The following is a 21,887-nucleotide window of genomic DNA, read 5'->3' on the forward strand; positions in this document are numbered from 1 at the left end:
CCAGTGTAGAGACTCACTAGCCCGCTCGGGTGACACCCGATCTTGCCGGGCAGGGTTCGGGCGTTCGCCCTCATCCCTGGTGCTCTGCCAGCCACCGCACCGCCAGCGGGTATCCGGAGACGCCGAGCCCGGCCACGACCGCGGTCGCGATGTCCGAGAGCACACTGTGGTGCCGGAACGGTTCCCGCTTGTGCACGTTGGAAATGTGCAGCTCGATCAGCGGTGCGGTCAGCTGCGCGGCGGCGTCACGGACGGCGATGGAGTAGTGCGTCCAAGCGCCGGCGTTGAGCACCACCGGGTTTCCCCCGTCCGCCGCCTCGTGCAGCCAGCCGACCAGTTCTCCCTCATGGTCGGTCTGCCGGACCTCGACCTCGACGCCCAGCTCCGTGCCGGTCTTCACGCACAACTCGGCGAGTTCGTCGTGCGTGGTGGCGCCGTAGACCGACGGTTCCCGCTTGCCGAGCCGGCCCAGGTTCGGGCCGTTGAACACGAAGATCTTCACAGCAGCACGCTACCGCCTGGCGACGGCGGGTCCGCGGCCACGGCGGAGTAGGCGGCGGCGAGCAACGCGGGGTCCGGGCCCTCCAGCCTGCCCGGTTTGGCCAGGCCGTCGAGCACGACGAAACGCAGCACCCCGGACCGTGTCTTCTTGTCACCGCGCATGGTTTCCAGCAGTTGGGGGAGCGCGTCGGGATCGTAGGTCGTGGGCAGGCCGAGCAGGTTGAGCACGCGGGCGTGCCGCTCGGCCGTGGCGTCGTCGAGGCGGCCGGCCAGCCGGGCCAGCTCGGCGGCGAACACCAGCCCGACGCTCACCGCGGCACCGTGCCGCCACCGGTAGCGTTCCCGCCGTTCGATCGCGTGTCCGAGGGTGTGCCCGTAGTTCAGGATTTCGCGCAGGTCGGACTCGCGCAGGTCGGCCGCGACGACGTCCGCCTTGACCTGGATCGAGCGCCGGACCAGCTCGCCGAGGACCGCGCCGCCCGGGTCGACGGCCGCGGCCGGGTCGCCCTCGATCAGGTCGAGGATCACCGGATCGGCGATGAAGCCCGCCTTGACCACCTCGGCCATCCCGGCGACGAGCTCGTTCGGTGGCAGGGTCTCCAGGGCGGCCAGGTCGGCGAGCACCGCGCTCGGCTCGTGGAACACGCCGACCAGGTTCTTGCCCGCGTCGGTGTTGATCCCGGTCTTGCCGCCGACGGCCGCGTCGACCATGCCGAGCAGGGTGGTGGGCACGTTCACCAGGCGCACGCCCCGCATCCAGGTGCCGGCGACGAAACCGGCGAGGTCGGTCACCGCGCCCCCGCCGAGCCCGACCACGACGCCTCGGCGGTCGAGGCCGATCTGGCCCAGCACGTCCCAGCAGAAGCTGGCGACTTTGAGCGCCTTGCCGTCCTCGGCGTCCGGGACCTCCACGCGGTGCGCGTCCAGCCCGGCGGCGATCAGCTCGTCACGGATCGCCTCGGCGGTTGCGGTGAGGGTCGGCGGGTGGATCAGCGCGACCTTCGTGGCGTCCCGGACCGCCTCGGTGAGGTCGCCGAGCAGACCGCGGCCGACCAGCACCTCATACGGCCGCCCGGTCTTCACCGGGATCCGCACCGGATCGCCCGCCGCCGCGCGGTGGGTTCGGGAGGGCGTCCGGGGGCCTGCTCCCGGACGGGTGCCGGGGACCGCGCCCCCGGACGGCACAGAGCCGGTCACGGCGTCGCCTCCAGCTTCTTGTCGAGTTCGTGCACGATCGCGGCGACCACTTCGGCCGGCGTGCGCCCGTCGGTGGCGACCTCGATGGTGGCCACCTCACGGTAGACGGGCAGCCGGGCCTCGAGCAGCGACCGGTAGGTGGCGCGCGGGTTCACCCCGGCCAGGAGCGGGCGGGCCGTGGACAGGCCGACCCGCTGGGCCCCGGCGGCGAACCCGACGTTGAGGAACACGACGTCGTGCGCGCGCAGCCGCTCCCGGGTGCCCGTCGCGAGCACCGCTCCCCCGCCGACCGAGAGCACCCCATCGTGCTCGGCCAGCGCGACCGCCACCACCTCCTCTTCGAGCGCGCGAAACCCTGGTTCGCCGTCCTCGGCGAAGATCTCCGTGATCGACCTTCCGGCACGGGCCACGATGTCGTCGTCGGTGTCCCGGAACGCGACCCCGAGCGACTCGGCCAGCAGGGGCCCGACCGTGCTCTTACCGGAACCGGGTGGCCCGGCGATCACCAGGCAGGGCTTCACGACCACCGTTCCTCCAGCGCCTTGAGGTAGGCCTCGGCGTTGCGCCTGGACTCGGCCAGCGAATCACCACCGAACTTCTCCAGCGCGGCGTCGGCGAGCACGAGCGCGACCACCGACTCCAGCACGACCCCGGCCCGCGGCACCGCGCAGACGTCGGAGCGCTGATGGATGGCCACCGCGGGCTCACCGGTAGCGACGTCCACTGTGGACAGAGCCTTGGGTACGGTGGAGATCGGCTTCATCGCCACCCGCACCCGCAAGGGCTCGCCGTTGGTGATCCCGCCTTCGAGCCCGCCGGCCCGGTTGGAGCGCCTGGTGACCCCGACCGGCCCGGAGCCGCGGTCGATCTCGTCGTGCGCCTGGCTGCCCCACCGCTGCGCGGTGGTGAAACCGTCACCGACCTCGACCCCCTTCATGGCCTGCACGCCCATCAACGCTCCGGCCAGCCTGGCGTCGAGCCGCCGGTCCCAGTGCACATGGGAGCCGAGGCCCGGCGGCAGCCCGTAGGCGATCACCTCGATCACACCGCCGACCGTGTCGCCCGCCTTCCGCACCGCGTCCACCTCGGCCACCATCGCGTCGGTGCCCGCCTGGCCGAACGCGCGGACGGGGCTTTCGTCGATGGCGGCGAGATCGTCCGGTCCGGGCAGCGGGCCTTCCGGTGCCCGCGCACCCCCGATCGAGACCACGTGGCTGATGATCTCGACGCCCAGCAGTTGCCTCAGGAAGGCCCGCGCCACCGTGCCGAGGGCGGTGCGCGAGGCGGTCTCCCGCGCGCTGGCTCGCTCGAGAACCGGGCGCGCCTCGTCGAAGCCGTACTTCTGCATGCCGGGCAGGTCCGCGTGTCCTGGCCGCGGCCGGGTCAGCGGCTCGTTCCGGGCGAGACCGGCGAGTTCGGCCGGTTCCACCGGATCGGCGGCCATGACCTTCTCCCATTTGGGCCATTCCGCGTTCTCGATGTGCACGGCGATCGGGCCACCCTGGGTGACTCCGTGCCGGACTCCGCCGAGGAACTCGATGTGGTCGGTCTCGAACCCCATCCGCGGGCTCCGGCCGAATCCGAGCCGCCGTCGCGCGAGCTGCTCGCTCACGTCGGCGGTGGTGACCTCGACCCCGGCCACCATTCCCTCCAGCACGGCGGCCAGCGCCGGCCCGTGCGACTCACCAGCGGTTATCCAGCGCAACACCCGTCGATCCTGTCACGCCGGGCGTCCGCCGCTTCAGGTGCCCATACCCACCCCCGATCCGCTCCCGGGAAACACCGTCACCAACCACGTGGCGGCCAGCAGCCCAGGCCCGTGCGGCACGCCACCCCGCCACCGGGGGCGGATCGCCAGCATCATCGTGACGACCGCGGCCAGCACCCCTCCGGTGAGCACGGCGTGCCACCCCACGGCGCCCAGCACCGCACCGGCCACACCCGCCAGCTTGACGTCACCCGCGCCGAGCGAACGCCGCGACAACGCGTGCACGAGCAGGTGGAGGCCACCGAACGCGAGCCCGCCGAGCAGTGCGCGGACCGCGAGCCCGCCGCCGGCTCCGGCCACCGATGCCGCGACGACCGCCAGACCGAGCAAGGGATAGGCGGGCAGCGTCAACACGTCCGGGAGGCGCAGGTAGCGCAGATCGGCCACGGCCAGCGGCACCGCCAGCGCGGCGAGCGTCAACGGAACCGGCAACCACCAGGCCGGCCACGCGCCGGTGAGCCACCGGGCTCCCGCCATGAGCCAGAGGAGCCCGGCGCCCAGCACGACCGGCCCGGCGGGCACCGGCGCCGGCGAACGGGCCCGCCGGAGCGCGTGCCAGCCGAGAGCCCCGGCACCCATTCCGCCCGCCGGGAAGGCGATCAAGATCTTCGCGTCCACGAACGCAGTCTCCACCGATCCGAAACCGGATGGCAAGGAGGAAAACGAGCGAATGGACCATACGTACGAAAATCGGCGAGAAATCTCCGAAAAGGTGACGTAACGCGGCGGCACTGGAATCGGGACGCAGAGCGCGCACGGTGAAACCGCCGCCGTAAGCCGCCTGCCGAAGCGCCGGGGGAAGGCCGTCAACGCCAGAAAACGCGACGCGAAGGCCAGGTGGGACGCCTCAAGCGGGCTCACACCACCCGGGTGCGGGACTCGCACAACACGAAGGCCGAACTCAGGCGACGCGAAAGCCCGACTCGCACGGCACGAAAGCCCGACTCGCAGGACGCGAAAGCCTGACTCGGGCGCGCGCAAAGCCCGACTCGCACGGCGCGAAAGCCCGACTCGCGGGGGGAGCGGGGGTTACGGGTTCCAGCGGAGGACGGGCAGGCCGCCGGTGGTACGGATCTCCAGGGCCTGGATGTCCCCGGGCGCCAGGGCCGTGCCGATCGAGATCTTCGCCGTGCGGTCCGGGTCCGCCCACCACGTGGCCAGCTCCGCCTCGCCGCCGTCACGCCGGACCGCGACCAGCAGGTAGTCGGCGCCCCGGTCGGCGCCGCGGTAGCTGCACGACATGTCGACAAGGGAACCGCCCGACACCGGCTGCACCGCCGCGACCGCCTGGACGGGGAAGGCACCGAGCGGCGTCATCGCCGTACCGGTCTCCCCGGTGTCCGTGGACAGCACGATGGACAGCGCCACCGCGACCGCCGCGGCCACGCCGACACCCGTGTTGACGAACACCCGGCGGCGCCGGGCCCGGCGGACCCGCTTCAACGCCGACGGCAGCGACTCCGCGGGCGGCGGCTCGACCTCGATCATGTCCGGGGTCACCTGGGCCAGGAGCCCGGGCAGGCCCGCCAGTTCCTGCACGGCCCTGGCACAGGCGGCACACTCCTTGAGGTGCTGCTCGAAGGCGGCCCGGTCCTCCGGCGACAGGGAGCCGAGGACGTAGGCCCCGTCGAAGGTCGCGAAGGGGTCTCCCTGCCTGGTCACTGGGTCACCCCTCGTTCCGCCAGCGCGAGCCGTAAGGCGCGCAGCGCATAGTGCGTCCGGGACTTCACCGTGCCCGGGGCGACGCCCAGCCGGGCGGCCGCGTCACTGACCGAATAGCCGTGGAAGAAGCACAGGACGAGCACCGCCCGATGGGCGGGCGACAACTCGCCCAGCGCGTCGGCGACAAGCCAGCCCTGCACGGCGCGCTCGGTGTCGTCGGGCAGGGCGACGTCCGGCGGTTCGTCGGTGCTCACCTCGGCCCGGGCCGCCGCCGACCGCCAGCCGTCGATGGCGATCCGCCTCGCCACCGTGAACAGCCACGCCCGTGCCGACCCGCGCGACTGGTCGAGGACCCGCGGATGCCGCCAGGCCCGCAGCAGGGTCTCCTGCACCACGTCCTCGGCCCGGGCGCGGTCGCCGTTGGTGAGCCTCAGCGCGTAGGACCAGAGCGCGGCCGCGTGATCATCATGCAACGCCCGCATCAACTGGTCTTCCGCGGCATCCCTCATACGTTGGCGAGCTGCCGGGACCGCGCCTGGACGAACAGCAGCGGGATGCCGAAGACGACGCACCCGGCCTCGGTGATGACGCCCCACAGCTCGGGAAGCCAGCTCGGGGAGGACGGGTCGAACTGCTCCTGCACGCCGAAAAACCCGCCGGAGCGCAGGGACAGCAGGAACGCGGCGAGCGTGACCGCGCCGAACCCGATCGCCAGGAACGCCGGCAGCCAGTGGTGCCAGGCCAGCACGCCGATCGCGATCACCACCCCGGCCACCGCGTTGACCAGGAACATCGGCCCGATCACGTCGATGTCGGAAAAGCCATCGTTCTGCCACAGGTCGTAGTGCACCCACGCCGAACCGAGCAAACCCAGGATCACCAGGATCCGCAGTACCCACGCGACCATGGCCGCCGCCCCTCTCCCGATCGGAGACAATCTACCTCGACCCTTACTCACGGGAGAGGGCACGTTTCGGTTCAATCCCGAACCAGTTGAACCGAACAAGGGGTCGTCTCGTGTCAACACACATGACTGCTGAAACGCCCACCCGTCGTACCGTCCTGACCACCGGCGTCGCCACTGTCGGCGCGGCAGCCGGAGCGGTCGCGCTTGCCGCCTGTGGCAGCAGTGACTCCGGTACCAGCTCCAGCTCTTCCGGATCTTCTGGGGGTTCCCCCGCGGCCGCCCCGGCTTCCGGCACCAGTGTCGCTTCGCTGTCCGAGATCAGCGTCGGCAGCGCCAAGGCCGTCGAGATCGGCGGCAAGAAGGCGATCGTGGCACGCCCCGCGGAGAACAACGTGGTCGCCTTCGACGCCGCGTGCACCCACCAGGGCTGCGCGGTCAACCCGAGCGGGAACAAGCTCAACTGCCCGTGTCACGGGTCGGTGTTCAACGCCCTCACCGGAGCCGTTGAGAAGGGCCCGGCGAAGACGCCCTTGCCGTCGATCGCCGTGAAGGTCGAAAACGGCAAGGTCGTCACCGCCTGAGGATGCTCAGCCCCAGACGAACAGCTGCTCGCCGGTGGTCACATCGCCGCCGGTGGGCAGCCCGGAGAGCGCCTCGGCCGGTGCGTCGAGCGCGACCACCGGTACCACCGGCGAGTAGCCGGCGGCCCGCACCGCGTCCGGGTCCCAGCTGATCAGCGGCTGCCCCGCCCGCACCGACTCGCCCTTCACCACGTGCAGGGTGAATCCTTCGCCCTTCTGCTTCACCGTGTCGATGCCCAGGTGCACCAGCACGCCCTTGCCGTCGGCCGACGCGACGACGAACGCGTGCGGATGCAGGGTCAGCACCGTGCCGTCGATCGGCGCCACCGCGTCCTGCCTGCCGCCCGCGGGCCGCACCGCCACGCCCGGCCCGACCATCGCTTCGGCGAACACCGGATCCGGCACTTCGCTCATCGGCACCGCCCTGCCCGCCACCGGGCTCGTCACCGTCAGGCTCACAGCAGGTCCTGGATGTCGCCGGCGATCGTGTCCGCTTCCGGCCCGACGACCACCTGGACCACCGAGCCCATCTTCAGCACGCCGTGCGCGCCGGCTTGCTTGAGCGCCGCCTCGTCGATCACCGAACCGTCCTGCAGCTCGCAGCGCAACCGCGTGATGCAGCCTTCGATGTCCATCACGTTCTCCGCGCCTCCGAGCGCCGCGAGAATCCGTTCCGGCCGGTCATCCACCACGGCGGACCTCCTTAGCTCTGTCACGGGCACGAACCCGTAACGGTTGTTGACACTCCAGTGGCTCGCGGAGCATTCTGCCCCACCAAGAACTGGTCTAGACCGGACCGTACCAATCGCGGGCGACCGGGGCGAGACCCTCGGCCAAGCCGAGACCAACCGGAGGTGGCGGCATGGCGGCACAGCACGCCATCGGAGATCGTGTCGTCGAAGGACCCACGCCGAAGCACGCGCAGTTGCGGGAAATCCTGCGCCGCACGATCGAGTGCGAGCTTCCCCCGGGTTCCCCGATCCCGTCCGAGCGGGAGCTGGCCGAGCGCTACCGGGTCTCGCGGCTGACCGTGCGCTCGGCGATCGGCAAGCTCGTCGAGGAGGGCCTGCTCACCCGGGCCCGCGGCAAGGGCACCTTCACCGCGTCACGCCGGATGGAGCTGCAGCTCTACCTGATGTCGTTCACCGGCGACATGCGGCGGCGCGGGCTCATGCCCACCACCGAGGTGCTGCACTGCGGCACCGAACTCCCGCTGCCGGCGGCCGCGGACGCCCTCCGCCTGGAGCCCGGGGAACCGGCCCACCGGCTGATCCGGCTGCGGCGCGCCGACGGCATGCCGATGGCACTCGAGCGCGGCTGGTACCACCCCGCGCACCTGCCCGGCCTACGCGACCTGGATCTCACGCAGTCGCTCTACGAGTCGCTCGCCCACCACTATGACGTCCGCTTCGAGCACGCCTGGCAGACGGTGTGGTCCGAAGCGGCGGACCGGGAGACCGCACGGCTGCTCGGCATCCGCGCGGGCGACCCGCTCCTGGTCTTCCGTCGGGTTTCCAGCCATCGAGGGCAGCCCGTGGAGGACATGACCTCCTGGTACCGGGGCGACCGGTACCAGCTGACCATGCAGTTGGACGCTGGCGTCCCCACCGAAGATGGAGGTATCCCGTGAGTGCGACCACCACGGACGTAACCAGAGGAAAGGGTCGGGGGCTCGCCGGGCTGCAACGCTTCGGCCGCAGCCTCATGCTGCCCATCGCCACACTGCCCGCGGCCGGCCTGCTCAGCAGGCTGGGTCAGGACGACATGCTCGGCCGCTGGGACGCGACGAAGAAGGTCGCCGCGGTGCTCGCCGCCGCCGGAGGTGGTCTGTTCGACTGGCTGCCGCTGCTGTTCGCGATCGGTATCGCGGTCGGTTTCGCGCGGCGAGGGGACGGCTCGACCGGTGTCGCGGCCGTCGTCGGCTTCGTGGTGTTCAACAAAGTCGTGCAGGTGTTCGCGCCGATCGGCGACCTGGAGGGCTTCAAACCGGGCTGGTACCTGCAGCCGATCTACTGGCCCTACAGCGTCCTCGGCGGGATCATCGTCGGGCTGGTGACGGCCGTGCTGTGGCAGCGTTTCCACCGCATCAAGCTGCCTCCGTACCTGGCGTTCTTCGGCGGGCGGCGCTTCGTGCCGATCATCAACTCGGTCGTGCTCCTGTTGCTCGGCGTGGTCTTCGGCCTGATCTTCCCAGCCGTCGACAACGTGATCCAGCACATCGGCAACGGCGTGACCGGCAACGCGGTCATCGGTGGTGGTATCTACGGCGCGCTGAACCGTCTGCTCCTGCCGATCGGCCTGCACCAGCTGATCAACGTGCCCGTCTGGTTCATCTTCAAGGGCGGCGACATCAAGAACTTCTTCGCCGGCGACCCGAACGCGGGCGCCTTCACCACCGGGTTCTTCCCGATCTTCATGTTCGCGCTGCCCGCGGCGGCGCTGGCGATCTGGCGGGCGGCGCGGCCGGAGCAGAAGAAGGTGGTGGGCGGCATCATGCTCTCCGCGGCGCTGACCTCGTTCCTGACCGGTGTGACCGAGCCGATCGAGTTCGCGTTCATGTTCGTCGCGTGGCCGCTGTACATCCTGCACGCGGTGTTCACCGGGCTGTCCCTGGCGATCTGCAACGCGCTGGGCATCCACCTCGGGTTCTCGTTCTCGGCGGGTGCGATCGACTTCGCGCTCAACTCCGGGGCGGCCGCGGCCAGCAAGGCGTGGCTGTTGATCCCGATCGGGCTGGCCTACGCGGTGATCTACTACTTCGTGTTCAGCTGGGTGATCAAAAAGTGGAACCTCCGCACACCCGGCCGTGAGGACGAAAACTCCGACGCCGGCGACACCCGCGAATAGCGCACGCCCCCTCGAGGCCACGGTGCGGTCCGGAGTGCGACTCCCGGATCCCTTTCCGGACAAGGTGGCCTCGAGGGCGCGTACGGGGGTTCGTAGGGTGAGGGCATGGAGAGTGTGCGGGCGGTGGCGGAATGGCCGGTGGGCAATGCGGCCGTGGCGGTCGTAAGCAGCGGTGGTGACGTGCTGGGGCAGTACGGGGACATGCGGCGGGAGTTCCGTCTGGCGTCGGTGACCAAGCTGCTCACCGCGTACACGGCGCTGATCGCCATCGAGGAGGGCGTCGTCGAGCTGGACACTCCGGCGGGTCCGGAGGGCTCGACGATCCGGCACCTGCTGGCCCACACCTCGGGGCTGGCCTTCAACGAGCACCGGACGATGGCCGCACCGGGCGCCCGGCGGCTCTACTCGAACGCGGGCTTCGAGCAGCTGGCGGACGCGCTCGCCGGGCACTCGGGGATCGCCTTCGCCGACTACCAGGCGGAAGCACTGCTCGCCCCGCTGGGCATGGGGGCGACCAGGCTCGACGGTTCCCCCGCCGCCGGAGCGGTGTCCACCCTGGGCGACCTGATCGCGTTCGCCGCCGAGTTGCAGCGGCCGAAGCTGCTCGATCCGGCGACGCTGGCCGGAGCGACCACGGTCACCTTTCCCGGGTTGACCGGGGTGCTGCCCGGGTTCGGCCACCAGAAGCCGAACGACTGGGGCCTCGGCTTCGAGATCCGGGACCACAAGAGTCCACATTGGACCTCAGAGCGCAGCTCACCCCGCACGTTTGGTCACTTTGGACAGTCGGGCACCTTCCTCTGGGTCGATCCGGACGCCGCCGTGGCGTGCGTGGCACTGACGGACCGTGACTTCGGGCCGTGGGCCGCGGAAGTGTGGCCGCGGTTCACCGACGGCGTTCTCGCTGAACTGAACGCCTGATCCCGCACCAACCGGCACCACGGTCCCACCGCGCCGGCAAGATGGCGGCGAATTGGCGGGCGACGGGGCCGATTTAGCGACTTTCGTCGGTTATGGGGATCGTCGCAGCGCGCTAGTTTTCGATCACGCGCTGTTTTCCCCGCGCGATCCCCCACACCCCGCGGAGGTCTCCTTTTCATGCGCATTTTCGCCAAGCTCGCCGTGGTCGTGACCGCGGCGAGCGTTGCCATCGGCACTCTGGTGGCCGGCTCCGCCCAAGCCGCCCCCGCCGCCCCCGACGCGACGCCGTTCATCGTCGGCGGCCAGAACGCGTCCCAGGGCCAGTTCCCGTGGATGGTCCAGCTGTCCATCGGATGTGACGGCGCGCTGGTCGCGTCCAGAGTCGTGCTCACGGCCGCGCACTGCGTGAGCCGGACGGGCAGCAACACCAGCATCACCGCCACTCTCGGCAAGGTCGATCTGCAGGGCAGCGGCGGCCGGTCGATCAAGTCCACCTACGTCTACCGCAGCCCGCAGTACGCCAGCACGGGCGCACAGGACTGGGCGCTGATCGAACTCGCGTCGGCGCCTTCTTCGATCCCGTTCCTGAAGTACGCCGCGCAGGGCGAAACCTCGCTCTACAGCGGGACCTTCACCATCATGGGCTGGGGCGCGACCGTCGAAGGCGGCGGCCAGTCGCGGTATCTGAAGTACGCCACGGTGCCGTTCGTCAGTGACTCCACCTGTCAGCAGTCCTACGGCAGCGACCTCCAGCCGGCTTACGAGGTTTGCGCCGGTTACGCGGCGGGCGGCGTGGACACCTGCCAGGGCGACTCGGGCGGGCCGATGGTCAAGAAGAACTCGGCCGGTGACTGGGTCGAGGTCGGCATCGTGAGTTGGGGCCAGGGTTGCGCCGAGCCCAAGTTCTACGGTGTGTACGGCGAGGTCCAGTCCTTCTCCACCAACATCACCAACCGGATCTCCCCCAGCGGAACGATAGCGCGGTAGCGGCACGGCGTTCGTCTGCCTCAGCCCGCGCCGAGGCAGACGAACGGCCGCCCGAACGGGTCCGCGGCGATCGCCTCCGCCAGCGCGGAAGCCGGCTTCGCGCCCGCGGCGAGCGCGCGGTGGTAGTCGTCCATCACGGCCGCCGAAGTCTGATCGCCGACCCGGGTCACCGGCGCGATCACCGTTCGCGACCCGCTCGCCAGCAGCGCGCTCGCGAAGCCCAGGGGCTCGTCACCCGGCCGGATCCGGTTGAGTGCGAGTTCGCACGCGGCGAACACGACCTGCTGCGGCGGCCTCCGCAGCCCGGCCATTTCGTGCGCGTACAACGCCCCGTCCGCCAGCTCCAGCCGAGAGAACAGCGCGTTCTCCGGTTCGTGCGCACCGTGGGCGGCGATGTGTGCCAGCTTCGCGCCGTCCAACGCTGCCAGGACGGACCTGACCGTCGCATCATCCTCCGACAGTTGAGTCGCGGTCGTGTAGTGCTTGGCCAGCTTGTCGATCTCACCGCGGGCTCCGGTGAGGCCGGGTCCACGCACCAACACGGTTTTCCGCGCGCCGGGAGTCCGCACGCGTTCGGCGGCGAGCCAGGCCGTCGCGGACGGCGCCACGACCGCGGGCCGGGACCGCACACTCGGCAGCACGCCCCACGGCACGGCGTAGAGAGCCCCGGTCGGCACCACGACCAGGTCGCGATCGGAGAGCAGCCCGACGAGTGGCTCGATGACCCGGGTGTCCAGGAGTTCGGCCTGCTTGCATGCCGAGCGTCGGATCACTTCGGCGAGAGTGTCCGGGAGGTGGTCGGGCGCGAGGACGTCGAGGTCGGCGTTGAGCATGTGGGCTCGCTCCGCGGCCTGCGCCGCCGAGCCGAGCCGCACCATCGAGCAGCGGCCGTCGACCACGACCACGGCCACCAGGTCGTCCCCCGAGGACGCGAAACTCACCAACGCACGCCGCCCGAGCTGAACGGCGATTTCGTCGAGACCGGCGACCGGGCGAGATTTGCCCCACCGGCCGGCATGCCAGCCGAGCCGGTGCGCCTCCCGCAGTAACTCCGCGCGCCGGGCCCGCAACGTTGCGGTCGGGTGCCCGTCGTGCTGGGCCTGGTGGATGGACTGGCCCAGGCTGCGCACCTCGGCGACGCGCTCGGCCAGCTCCGGATCGTTTCCTCCTGCGATTGGTTCATACCGATAGGTCTGCGCCCTGGTGCGCTCCAGCCAGTCGAACAGCCTTCTCGGGTTGTTGCCCGCGAGCACCAGTTTGACGGCCAGGTTCGCGACATCCTGGCCGTGCAACGCTGTTCCGGACACCAGTTCCAGCCCGACCATGCGATCGCGGACGCGGTCGAGTTCGGCCAGCCCCGCGCGGATTTCGGAAAGCGCTTTGCCGCGGTTTCCTTGCGCCGCGGCGAGTTCCGCCCGGCACAGGCGGCGCAGCATGCGGTAGTCGATCGGGGTCACCTGGCCCGGCCGCGGGATCTGACGTACCAGCTCGGCCGCGCGTTTCAGGTTCCCGCGCCGGATGTCCAGGCGGGCCGCCAGCATCCGGGCGGTCGCCGCCTGATCGGACAGGCGAGGCTTCGACATCGCCTTCGCCGCGCGCAATGCGCGAGCGGGCAGCGAGGCCGGGATGTCGCCGGACCGGAAGGCTTCCTCGGTGTCGGCACGAAGTCCGATGATCGTCGCGTTGGCGACGCAGGTCCCGCATCCCCACCGGCGCATTCGCCGACGCGCTGAGTCCGCGAACTCCCGCGTCAAGTCGAATTCGCCGGTCATCAACGCCGCGGTGGCGCGGAACAGCTCCGCACCAGCGAGATCGAGGGTGGTGCTTTGCTTCTCGATCATCTTGGGCAAAATCTCGTCGAGTTGCTCCCCAGCCTCGTTCGCCAGCCCCGCGGCGAGCAACGCATGTGCTCGGTTCACACGAAGCCAGGGGAACATCTCCACGCCCAGAGCCCGATACGTTCGGTCGCTCTCCTCGAACAGCCGCAAGGCGGTCGGTATGTTTCCTGCCCGCAGTTCCAAGTTCCCGAGCGTGCGACGAACGTCGGCCCCCTGAATGGAAAGCTCGTGCCGTTCCGCGAGCGCGAGCGCTTGGGCAAGGTCTACTCGGGCACGCCGGACGTTTCCCACACGCGTGTACACTCCGCCGCGAGTCGACATCGTGCCGAGCAAGGAATCCACGGCGGCAATCCTGTCCACCGCCCATCTCACCCAGAGCTGCTTGTTTTCAATCGATGCGTCGAAGTAGGCAAAGCTGTCGTCGTTGCGCCCTGCGGACAGGAGCAGCAATCCGTAGTTGTGGTTCAGAGCTCCGGCCAGCTCCGCCCGCAATGCCGGATCCGCTAACCGCTCAACTAGCACGCGGATATCGTCCAACTGGGCCAGGCCTGATGCGACGTCCCCGCTCAGCTCTGACGACAAGGCCGCCAAAGAGCAGGTCAGCCGGATACGAACAACCAGCCAGTCAAGGTTGCTCTCGGAGTCCACCTGGAGGATCGAATCCAACAGTGCCAAGCCTCTGCGCAGCAAGCGCAACCCTTCGTGATGACGGGCCGAGCACGCTGCGTTGACTCCGCTCCGGTGTAACTCACGAGCCTCACGTATGACCGCGGATGAGTTCGGCTTAGTCTCTGGCACCTACCTATGACAGCACAGCCCTGGCAGAAAACGCCCGCCTGCCGAAGGAACTTCGGCAGGCGGGCGATCATTTGGCCGAGCCATCGGCGCAGCCAGGCCCGCAGTCGGCTGACACCGGAACAGCCGTTCCTGCCTGAGAACTGATTGTCGCCACTTGAACCGAGCCCGCCATCAAGGTACCGAGGACGACGCCCGCCGCAACCACCATTGAGTCCAGCAACCAGGTGACGACCCGACGATCGCAGCGCGACCATCGGGTCGTCAACATCAGGCTTCCAAGGCGGCTACCGTGGTAAACAATCACGCCGGTTTGTCGTTGATGCAACCGCCGCCCCCGCACGCGGGCGTATGGACGTGGCCACCCCCCGGCTGCGAGGGCGGCGGCGGGACGTTCAGGCCGTTGTCAGTGCCGTTTTCGGTCCCGTTCTCGGTGACGGCCGGCTCGCTCTCGGCCGGCTTGGTGGCGTCGGTCGGTGCGGTCATAACGATCTCTCCCCATGAATCATCAGTGCTCCGGACAAGCGACCGGCCAACCGATCCCCCGAGATCATCGGTTACCCCCGGTCGCCATTCGAGGATCCTCCCCCCTCGAACGCGCTAATACTGACACAAACGCCACGCGATCGCGAGCACTTTGAGTAGTCCTACTCAGGTCATGATCCTTAATGGGGATCCGGCGATCCAGGCCGCGATGTTTTCGACCGCGTCGCGGAAGAAGATCTCGTACACATCGCGCGTGACATAGCCGAGGTGGGGGGTGAGGGTCACATTGTCCAGTCCACGCAACGGGTGGTCGGGCGGTAGTGGCTCGATGTCGAACACGTCGAGGGCGGCGCCGCCGATCGCCTTGCGCCGCAACGCGTCCAGCAGCGCCGCCTCGTCCACGATCGGGCCGCGGGAGGTGTTCACCAGCAGCGCGTCCGGCTTCATCGCGGCGAGTTCGGCTGGGCCGGCCAGGCCACGGGTGCGGCGGCTGAGCACGAGATGGATCGACAGCACGTCCGAACGGGCGAACAAGTCCTCTTTGGACACCGCGGTCACGCCGTGCCCGGCGGCCCGCTCCACGGTCAGGTTCTGGCTCCAGGCAATGGTTTCCATGCCGAACGCCTGGCCAACCCTGGCCACCCGGGAACCAAGATTGCCCAGGCCCAGCAGGCCGAGCGTGCGGCCACTCAGACCAGTGCCGACCGTGGTCTGCCAGCCGCCCGCGCGCATCGCGGGCAGTTCGGTGTCCAGGTGGCGAACAGCCGCGAGGATCAGCGCCCAGGTGTGTTCCGCCGTCGGGTGCGGCAGGTAACCGGTTCCGCACACGACGATGCCGTACCGGCGCGCCGCGGCCAGGTCGATCGCCGCGTTCCGCCGCCCGGTGCTGACCAGGAGCCGCAGATCGGTCAGCCTGGCCAGCAATTCGGCGGGAAATCTGGTGCGCTCGCGCATCGCCACGACGACCTCGAACCCGGCCAGCCGCTTGACCAATTCGTCGGGATCGCCGATGTAGGAGGTGAACACCTCGATCTCGGCGCCCAGCGAATCCCAGTCCGCAAGGCTCAGCGCGACGTTCTGGTAGTCGTCGAGAATGGCGATCTTCATGCCCTCACGCTAGCTCACGCTGAGCTTCTCGCATGAGCGAGTATGTCGTCGATCACCGGGCTCTTGGCGTCGGCGTAGTTCTGGATGTGTTTCCAGGTCCGGGAAGCCAGTTCCCGCTTGGTGTTGGCGTAGAGCGCACGATCGGATTCGTTGCGTCGCAAGTGGTTCCGGAGGGTCAGGTAACGGTCGATCTCGTCGCACCCCGGCGAGAGGACGTGCGGGTTGATATTGGTGTCCGGGCCTTTGAAGCAGCGGTGCTCGTGCCACTGCGGTTCCCGGATCACCAGGCGATAGCCCGCCCTTTCCAGGGCGGGCAGGTAGCTCTGCTCATCGCCGGAATCGGGTACGACGAGCAACACGTCGATCACCGGTTTCGCGCACAGGCCCGGCACGGAGGTGGATCCGACCTGCTCCAGGAGCACGACCCGATCGCCCAGCAGGCCGCGGATCCGTTCGGCCTCACGTTCGTACAGCCCTGGCCACGCGGGGTCGTGTTCGTGCAAGGTGACCGTCGAATCGAGCACCGGTACTTCGCCGACGAAAGACGCCTTGATCTCGTCCTCGCGGTAGCCGGCCCGGTCGGTCTTCGCCATGCTGCTTCCTTGTCCTTTGGGGCAGCAGGCCAAGGTAGCTCAGGCCAGAGGCAGCGGCAAAATGTTTTCCGTCACCGAGCGCAGTGCGTCGCGCATCGCCTCGCGCGGCGCGGCGAGCCCGGTGAACTGCTCGACCTGGCCGAAAGCCTGGTGCAGCAACATGTCCAGCCCGGTGGCCACCCGGCCACCCCGCGCGGTGACGGCCTCGGCCAGCGGCGTCGGCCACGGATGGTAGATGACGTCCAGGACGCACGGCGCCTGCGCGAACACGGCGGCCTGCTCGGCCACCACAGCCGGGGGCACCGTGCTCACCAGCACCGAGGCATCGCCGACCAGCTCGGCGAAATCCGTGGCGGACCAGGTGAGCACCTCGACGCCCACCCCGGCGCGCTCGGCCGCCGCCACCGCTTCCGTGGCGCGGGCCGGATCACGCACCACCAGCCGCGCCCGCTTCACGCCCAGCTCCGCGAATGCCACGACCGTGGCCGTGGCCGTGCCGCCCGCACCCAGGATCACGCCGGTCGAGCCGGGTGGGGCGGCGAACCCGCCCGCGGCGCGCAACGCGCCCACCACCCCGTCGACGTCGGTGCAGTCCGCGAACCACCCGGACTCCCGCCGTACCAGGGTGTTCGCCGCGCCGGCCGCCCGCGCGCGAGGCGTCGCCCCGGTGGCGAACTCCAGGGCCGCCCGCTTGCCGGGCATGGTCACCGACACCCCCGCCCACTCCGGGCCCAGCCCCCCGACGAACACCGGCAGGCCCGCCGCGTCGACCTCGATCCGCTCGTAGGTCCACGGCAACCCGAGCTCGCGGTAGGCGGCGTAGTGCAGCACGGGCGACAGCGAGTGCCCGATGGGCTTCCCCAGCACCCCGGCTTTAATAGGCACCGTTCTGCCTCGCGACCTCTTTGTTGTGGTTGTGCTCGGCCGGGGTCACGGCGAAGCAGGACAGGCCGTTCTTCTCGCATTTCACGAAGAACACCCAGTCCCCGTCCGCCGGGCGCAACGCCGCCTGGATCGCCTCCGGGCTCGGCGAGCTGATCGGCGTCGGCGGCAGTCCGTTCACCGAGTAGGTGTTGTAGGGGCCGGGACGCCCGCGGTCCTCGTCGGTGGTGGTGACCACGGGCTTGTCCAGCAGGTAGTTCACCGTCGAGTCCAGCTGCAGCCGGGTGTTTTTGGCCAGCCGGTTGTAGATGACCCGGGAGATCTTCTCGAAGTCCTGCTGCACGCCTTCCCGCTCGATCAGCGAGGCGATGATCAGCACCTGGTACGGCGTCTGGCCCTGCACGCTCGAGGACGCCGCCAGCCCGGCCGCCTGGACCTTGGTGGCCGAGGACCTGAGCACGAACCCGAGCACCTGGTTGGCGTCCCAGCCGGGCCGCACGTCGTACACGCCGGGCGCGACCAGTCCCTCGATCCGCCGGACGTCGGGGTTCTTCGAGGCGACCGAGGCCGCCCAGTCCGGCACGCCCATGGCGGTCAGGTCCGCCGACTGGGCGGCCTTGCGGAGGTCGTCCACGGACACACACGTGCTCTTGCCGTTGAGCGTCGCGCAGGACGCCTTGGACAGCAGGGTCAGCACCCCGGGCGTGACCGAGCCATCGGGCTGGGTGACGTCGTCCAGCTGGGTGCCCGCCCGGACCTGCAGCTCGCCGACCCGCGAGTCGTTCCCGGTCAGCTTCGCCACGGCCGCCGCCCCGGACATCTTCGTCTTGAGCACGTAGTAGCCGGGTTGCAGGCCGAGGACCTTCGCGTTGTTCTCGCTCGCCTTGACGAACGCCTTCGCGCTCGCGACCACACCCGCGTTGACCAGCTCGGTGCCGATGGCGTTGGTCGAGTCGCCATCGCCGATCTGGATCACCACGTCCGACTCGCCGGCGCCCTCGTAGTCGTCGTAGCCGAAGATCTTTTCGATGCCGAACCAGGCACCGCCGCCGATGAGCGCGATGACGGCGAGCGCGGCCACCCACTTGAGCGCCCTGCGCCGGGGCTTCGGCGGCGCCTCCAAGCCCTCCGCGGGCTCGATGTACTCGGGCTCGGCCCGCTCGTCTTCGACGTAGTCGTCCAGGTAGTCCTCGTCGAAGTCGTCGTCGTCGACGAAATGAATGATCTCGGTGGGGCTCTCGTCGGCCGGAAGACCCCGACCACGACGAGGTGGGGGAGGCTCGTCGAACAGGCCGAGCCCGTCGTCGGCGGACCGCGCGCGCCGGAGAGCGGGCGGCGGCTGGTCCACCGGTCGCTGCGGCTCCCGCGGTTCCCGCGCCTGCGGAGGTGCCGGGCGGACCGGTCGGGGCGGCATCGCGCGCTCCTGCGGCGGCAGCGGCCGCTCCTGGGGCAGAGGGCGCTGGTGCCGTGGCGGGGGCGGGGTGCGCGGTGGCACGGGACGGCCCGGCGACGGCGGGCGGCCGGGTGGCGGCTGTTCCCGCCGTGCGTGCCTGCCGCCCTGACGCGGATGGCGCTGGGGAGGTTCGCCGTTCATCAGCGGCCCTCCCGTGCCAGGTAGGCGGCCCGGCCGTCCAGCCAGCCCTGCAGGATCTCCACCGCGGCGGCCTGGTCGACCACCGCACGCTGCTTACGTCCCTTGACTCCGCGCTGCGACAGCATGCGCGACGCGCTCACCGTGGTCAACCGCTCGTCAGCCAGCCGGACCGGCACCGGCGCGATCCGCTCGGCGAGCCGGGCCGCGTAGTCCACGGCGATCTCGGCCGCGGTGCCGTGGCGATCCGCGAGGGTTCTGGGCAGCCCGACGATCACCTCCACCACCTCATGGTCCGAGACGAGTCGTGAAAGTTGAGCGAGGTCGCTGTCGCCGTGCACATCACGGGAAAGGGTAACCAGCGGGGTGGCGAGCACGGGGGCGGGATCGCTCAGCGCCACACCGACCCGGACGGAACCGACATCGACGCCCAGACGACGGCCCGGCCCGGGGTCCGCCATCCCGGGCCGGTCGGGTCGAGACGTCCTCACCCGCCGGCGACCGCGTCCCGGAGCGCGGCGATCGCGCGGTCGACACCGGCCGGATCGCTGCCGCCGCCCTGGGCCAGGTCGGGCTTCCCGCCGCCACGGCCGCCGACGGCGGGCGCGAACGCCGGCACCAGCTTGCCCGCCGCGAGTCCCCTGTCCCTGGCCGCCGCGGTGGTGGCCACCACGAAACTCACCTTGCCGCCCTGGGACGCGAACAGCGCGACGACGCCCGGCCGCGAGCCGAGCCGGTTGCGCACCTCGGAGGCCAGCGCCCGCACCGCCGAAGCGTCCACGTCGGCGTCGAGCCGCTCGGCCACCAGCGCCACACCGTGCACGTCCTGCGCCTTGCCGGCCAGCGAGCCGGCCGAACCGAGGACCTGCCGGGTGCGCAGCTGCTCGATCTCCCTCTCCGCGTTCCGGAGGCGGGTCAGCACGTCCTCCACGCGGGACGGCAGCTGGTCGGTGGGCACCTTGAAGGTGTTGGCCAGCTGGGAGACCAGCAACTGCTCCTTGCGGACGTGACGGAGCGCGTCGGTGCCCACCAGCGCCTCGACGCGGTGCACCCCGGACCCGATCGAGGCGTCGGCGACCAGCTTGACCAGGCCGAGCTCCCCGATCCGGCCGACGTGGGTGCCGCCACACAGTTCGCGCGAGTAATCGCCCATATCGACCACGCGCACGTCGTTGCCGTACTTCTCGCCGAACAGCGCGATCGCGCCAAGTTCGAGCGCCTTGTCCTTCGTGGTGACGTAGGCCTGCACCTCGGCGTCGGTCTGAAGGTAGTCGTTGACCTCCTCCTCGACCTCGGTGAGCACGTCCGCCGACACCGCGCCCGGTGTGGTGAAGTCGAACCGCATCCGGCCCGGGGAGTTGAGCGAGCCCGCCTGCGCGGCCCGGCGGCCGTAGGCGCCGCGCACCGCGGCGTGTACCAGGTGGGTGGCCGAGTGGGAGCGGCAGATCGAGGCGCGCCGGGTGCCGTCGACGGACGCGGTCAGCTCGGTGTCGATGCCGACCTCACCCTCGACCACCTCAACCCGGTGCACGAACAGCCCGGGCACGACCTTCTGCACGTCGAGAACCTTCAGTTCGACCCCGGAACCGACCAGCACCCCGGTGTCGGCGACCTGGCCACCGCTTTCGGCGTAGAACGGGGTGCGGTCAAGCACCAGCTCGGCCTTGGTGCCCTCCTTCGCGGAGGACACCCCGACTCCCTTTTCATTGAGCAGGCCGATCACCTTCGCGGTGGCCTGCAGGTCGGTGTAGCCGAGGAAGCCGGTCTCGCCGTGCCGCTCCAGCAGCTCGCGGTACACCGAAAGGTCGCCGCGTCCCTGCTTGCGCGCGGCCGCGTCGGCCTTGGCGCGCTGGCGCTGCTCCTCCATGAGGGTCCGGAAACCGTCCTCGTCCACCGAAAGCCCCTGCTCGGCCGCCATCTCCAGGGTCAGGTCGATGGGGAAGCCGTAGGTGTCGTGCAGCTGGAACGCCTTGTCCCCGGCCAGGATCTCCCCGCCGGAGGACTTCGTCTCCGCCGCGGCCAGGTCGAAGATCCGGACACCGCTGGTCAGCGTGGCCAGGAACGCCTCCTCCTCGACCCGCATCACCTCGCTGATCCGGTCGAAGTCGCGGGCGATCTCCGGGTACGACGGCGCCATCGCGTCGCGGACCACGGCGGCGAACTCGGTCAGCACCGGCTCGTGCACGCCCAGCAGGCGCACCGAACGCACGATGCGGCGCAGCAGGCGGCGAAGCACGTAACCGCGGGCCTCGTTGCCGGGGGTGACGCCGTCGCCGATGAGCATGGCGCCCGAGCGGGCGTGGTCCGCGATCACGCGGAACCGCACGTCGTCGGCGTGGTCGGCGCCGTAACGGCGGCCGGAGAACTCCTCGGCCCGCGCGATCACCGGGCGCACCAGGTCGGTCTCGTAGACGTTCTCCACGCCCTGCAACAGGTAGGCGACCCGCTCGACGCCCATCCCGGTGTCGATGTTCTTCTTCGGCAGCTCACCGAGCACGGGGTGGCCCTTCTTCGGGCTGCCCTCGCCCCGGATGTCCTGCATGAACACCAGGTTCCAGATCTCGAGGTAACGGTCCTCGTCCACGGCGGGACCGCCCTCGCGGCCGTACTGCGGGCCCCGGTCGAAGTAGATCTCCGAGCACGGCCCGCCCGGCCCCGGCACACCCATGTCCCAGTAGTTGTCCTCGGCGCCGCGGAACTGGACCCGTTCGCTGGGGATGCCGGTGACCTTGCGCCACAGCGCGGCCGTCTCGGCGTCGTGCTCGTAGACGGTCACCCAGATCCGGCCGGGGTCGAAGCCGAACCCGCCGTCGGCGGCGGACTTCGTGATCAGCTCCCAGGCCAGCGAGATGGCGCCTTCCTTGAAGTAGTCGCCGAAGGAGAAGTTCCCGGCCATCTGGAAGAACGTGTTGTGCCGGGTGGTCTTGCCCACCTCGTCGATGTCGCCGGTGCGGACGCACTTCTGGATGCTCGTCGCGCGCGGGTACGGCGGCGGGACCTCGCCCAGGAAGTACGGCTTGAACTGGACCATGCCCGCGTTGACGAACAGCAGCGTCGGGTCGTCCAGGATGAGCGAGGCGCTCGGGACCGGCGTGTGGCCGTTGCGCTCGAAGTGGCTGATGAATCGCTTGTTGATCTCGTGTGTTTCCACTGGTCTTTCCTTGGGCCGGGCGGCAGGAGGGGCCGCGCCTGGAGTCGTTGGCGGCAGCGGCGGAGGGCTGTTG

23 protein-coding genes are annotated in these 21,887 nt (G+C 70.1%); 5 read left to right on the forward strand and 18 right to left on the reverse strand.

What is annotated here, in order from left to right; translation table 11 throughout:
• Positions 1-70: 70 nt before the first annotated feature.
• From aroQ to VJT49_RS17135, 8 genes are all read right to left on the reverse strand, one after another.
• Positions 71-502, reverse strand: coding sequence for a type II 3-dehydroquinate dehydratase (aroQ, locus tag VJT49_RS17100; RefSeq protein WP_324165818.1), 432 nt, complete (start codon positions 500-502; stop codon positions 71-73).
• Positions 499-1,596, reverse strand: a complete 1,098-nt coding sequence (aroB, locus tag VJT49_RS17105) for a 3-dehydroquinate synthase (protein ID WP_324165859.1) — start codon at positions 1,594-1,596, stop codon at positions 499-501. Before aroB ends, aroQ begins: the two co-directional genes overlap by 4 nt.
• A 98-nt stretch (positions 1,597-1,694) precedes the next feature.
• Positions 1,695-2,219, reverse strand: a complete 525-nt coding sequence (locus VJT49_RS17110) for a shikimate kinase (protein WP_324165819.1) — start codon at positions 2,217-2,219, stop codon at positions 1,695-1,697.
• On the reverse strand, positions 2,216-3,406 hold the full coding sequence (gene aroC / locus VJT49_RS17115) for a chorismate synthase (RefSeq protein ID WP_324165820.1): 1,191 nt from the start codon (positions 3,404-3,406) through the stop codon (positions 2,216-2,218). Before aroC ends, VJT49_RS17110 begins: the two co-directional genes overlap by 4 nt.
• A 33-nt stretch (positions 3,407-3,439) precedes the next feature.
• Entirely contained in the window at positions 3,440-4,084 is a 645-nt protein-coding gene (locus VJT49_RS17120; RefSeq protein ID WP_324165821.1) for a prepilin peptidase, read from the reverse strand.
• 411 nt (positions 4,085-4,495) lie between these two features.
• The gene (locus VJT49_RS17125) at positions 4,496-5,128 is read right to left on the reverse strand and encodes a zf-HC2 domain-containing protein (protein ID WP_324165822.1); all 633 of its coding nucleotides are present in this window, start codon (positions 5,126-5,128) and stop codon (positions 4,496-4,498) included.
• Positions 5,125-5,637: a sigma-70 family RNA polymerase sigma factor gene (locus VJT49_RS17130; RefSeq protein ID WP_324165823.1), complete on the reverse strand. Its 513-nt coding sequence runs from the start codon at positions 5,635-5,637 to the stop codon at positions 5,125-5,127. The genes VJT49_RS17125 and VJT49_RS17130 overlap by 4 nt, the downstream gene beginning before the upstream one ends.
• Positions 5,634-6,035 carry a hypothetical protein gene (locus VJT49_RS17135; protein WP_324165824.1) on the reverse strand — a complete coding sequence of 134 codons (402 nt, stop codon included), beginning with the start codon at positions 6,033-6,035 and terminating at the stop codon, positions 5,634-5,636. Before VJT49_RS17135 ends, VJT49_RS17130 begins: the two co-directional genes overlap by 4 nt.
• A gap of 122 nt (positions 6,036-6,157) precedes the next feature.
• Here VJT49_RS17135 and VJT49_RS17140 point away from each other — a divergent pair, with 122 nt between their 5' ends.
• Positions 6,158-6,616: a Rieske (2Fe-2S) protein gene (locus VJT49_RS17140; protein WP_324165825.1), complete on the forward strand. Its 459-nt coding sequence runs from the start codon at positions 6,158-6,160 to the stop codon at positions 6,614-6,616.
• Between the two features lie 6 nt (positions 6,617-6,622).
• Here the strand turns inward: VJT49_RS17140 and VJT49_RS17145 are convergent, their stop codons facing one another.
• Together VJT49_RS17145 and VJT49_RS17150 are read right to left on the reverse strand one after the other, a co-directional pair.
• On the reverse strand, positions 6,623-7,075 hold the full coding sequence (locus VJT49_RS17145) for a PTS glucose transporter subunit IIA (protein WP_324165826.1): 453 nt from the start codon (positions 7,073-7,075) through the stop codon (positions 6,623-6,625).
• On the reverse strand, positions 7,072-7,308 hold the full coding sequence (locus tag VJT49_RS17150; RefSeq protein ID WP_324165827.1) for a PTS glucose/sucrose transporter subunit IIB: 237 nt from the start codon (positions 7,306-7,308) through the stop codon (positions 7,072-7,074). The genes VJT49_RS17145 and VJT49_RS17150 overlap by 4 nt, the downstream gene beginning before the upstream one ends.
• Positions 7,309-7,478: 170 nt before the next feature.
• On the opposite strand from VJT49_RS17150, the gene VJT49_RS17155 reads away from it, so the two are divergent.
• The 4 genes from VJT49_RS17155 to VJT49_RS17170 all read left to right on the forward strand — a co-directional run bounded on the left by VJT49_RS17155 (position 7,479) and on the right by VJT49_RS17170 (position 11,371).
• Positions 7,479-8,246, forward strand: a complete 768-nt coding sequence (locus VJT49_RS17155; RefSeq protein WP_324165828.1) for a GntR family transcriptional regulator — start codon at positions 7,479-7,481, stop codon at positions 8,244-8,246.
• A complete protein-coding gene (locus VJT49_RS17160) occupies positions 8,243-9,463 on the forward strand; it encodes a PTS transporter subunit EIIC (RefSeq protein ID WP_324165829.1) in 1,221 nt (406 codons plus the stop codon). The genes VJT49_RS17155 and VJT49_RS17160 overlap by 4 nt, the downstream gene beginning before the upstream one ends.
• 105 nt (positions 9,464-9,568) lie before the next feature.
• On the forward strand, positions 9,569-10,384 hold the full coding sequence (locus VJT49_RS17165; RefSeq protein WP_324165830.1) for a serine hydrolase domain-containing protein: 816 nt from the start codon (positions 9,569-9,571) through the stop codon (positions 10,382-10,384).
• A gap of 177 nt (positions 10,385-10,561) precedes the next feature.
• Complete coding sequence (locus VJT49_RS17170) at positions 10,562-11,371, forward strand: serine protease (RefSeq protein WP_324165831.1); 810 nt, start codon at positions 10,562-10,564, stop codon at positions 11,369-11,371.
• Between the two features lie 20 nt (positions 11,372-11,391).
• Here the strand turns inward: VJT49_RS17170 and VJT49_RS17175 are convergent, their stop codons facing one another.
• From VJT49_RS17175 to alaS, 8 genes are all read right to left on the reverse strand, one after another.
• Complete coding sequence (locus VJT49_RS17175; RefSeq protein WP_324165832.1) at positions 11,392-14,007, reverse strand: CHAT domain-containing protein; 2,616 nt, start codon at positions 14,005-14,007, stop codon at positions 11,392-11,394.
• A 300-nt stretch (positions 14,008-14,307) separates the two neighbouring features.
• Entirely contained in the window at positions 14,308-14,490 is a 183-nt protein-coding gene (locus tag VJT49_RS17180; RefSeq protein WP_324165833.1) for a hypothetical protein, read from the reverse strand.
• A 165-nt stretch (positions 14,491-14,655) separates the two neighbouring features.
• Positions 14,656-15,597, reverse strand: a complete 942-nt coding sequence (locus VJT49_RS17185) for a D-2-hydroxyacid dehydrogenase family protein (RefSeq protein WP_324165834.1) — start codon at positions 15,595-15,597, stop codon at positions 14,656-14,658.
• A gap of 14 nt (positions 15,598-15,611) precedes the next feature.
• Positions 15,612-16,190, reverse strand: coding sequence for a GrpB family protein (locus tag VJT49_RS17190; protein ID WP_324165835.1), 579 nt, complete (start codon positions 16,188-16,190; stop codon positions 15,612-15,614).
• Positions 16,191-16,229: 39 nt separating this feature from the next.
• On the reverse strand, positions 16,230-17,057 hold the full coding sequence (locus VJT49_RS17195) for a shikimate dehydrogenase (RefSeq protein ID WP_324165836.1): 828 nt from the start codon (positions 17,055-17,057) through the stop codon (positions 16,230-16,232).
• A 7-nt stretch (positions 17,058-17,064) separates the two neighbouring features.
• The gene (gene mltG, locus VJT49_RS17200; RefSeq protein WP_324165837.1) at positions 17,065-18,666 is read right to left on the reverse strand and encodes an endolytic transglycosylase MltG; all 1,602 of its coding nucleotides are present in this window, start codon (positions 18,664-18,666) and stop codon (positions 17,065-17,067) included.
• Positions 18,666-19,124 carry a Holliday junction resolvase RuvX gene (gene ruvX, locus VJT49_RS17205; RefSeq protein ID WP_324165838.1) on the reverse strand — a complete coding sequence of 153 codons (459 nt, stop codon included), beginning with the start codon at positions 19,122-19,124 and terminating at the stop codon, positions 18,666-18,668. Before ruvX ends, mltG begins: the two co-directional genes overlap by 1 nt.
• A 26-nt stretch (positions 19,125-19,150) precedes the next feature.
• Positions 19,151-21,814 carry an alanine--tRNA ligase gene (gene alaS, locus VJT49_RS17210; RefSeq protein WP_324165839.1) on the reverse strand — a complete coding sequence of 888 codons (2,664 nt, stop codon included), beginning with the start codon at positions 21,812-21,814 and terminating at the stop codon, positions 19,151-19,153.
• Positions 21,815-21,887 lie beyond the last annotated feature (73 nt).

The sequence above is a fragment of the Amycolatopsis sp. genome, from assembly GCF_035276945.1.
Taxonomy (GTDB): domain Bacteria; phylum Actinomycetota; class Actinomycetes; order Mycobacteriales; family Pseudonocardiaceae; genus Amycolatopsis_E.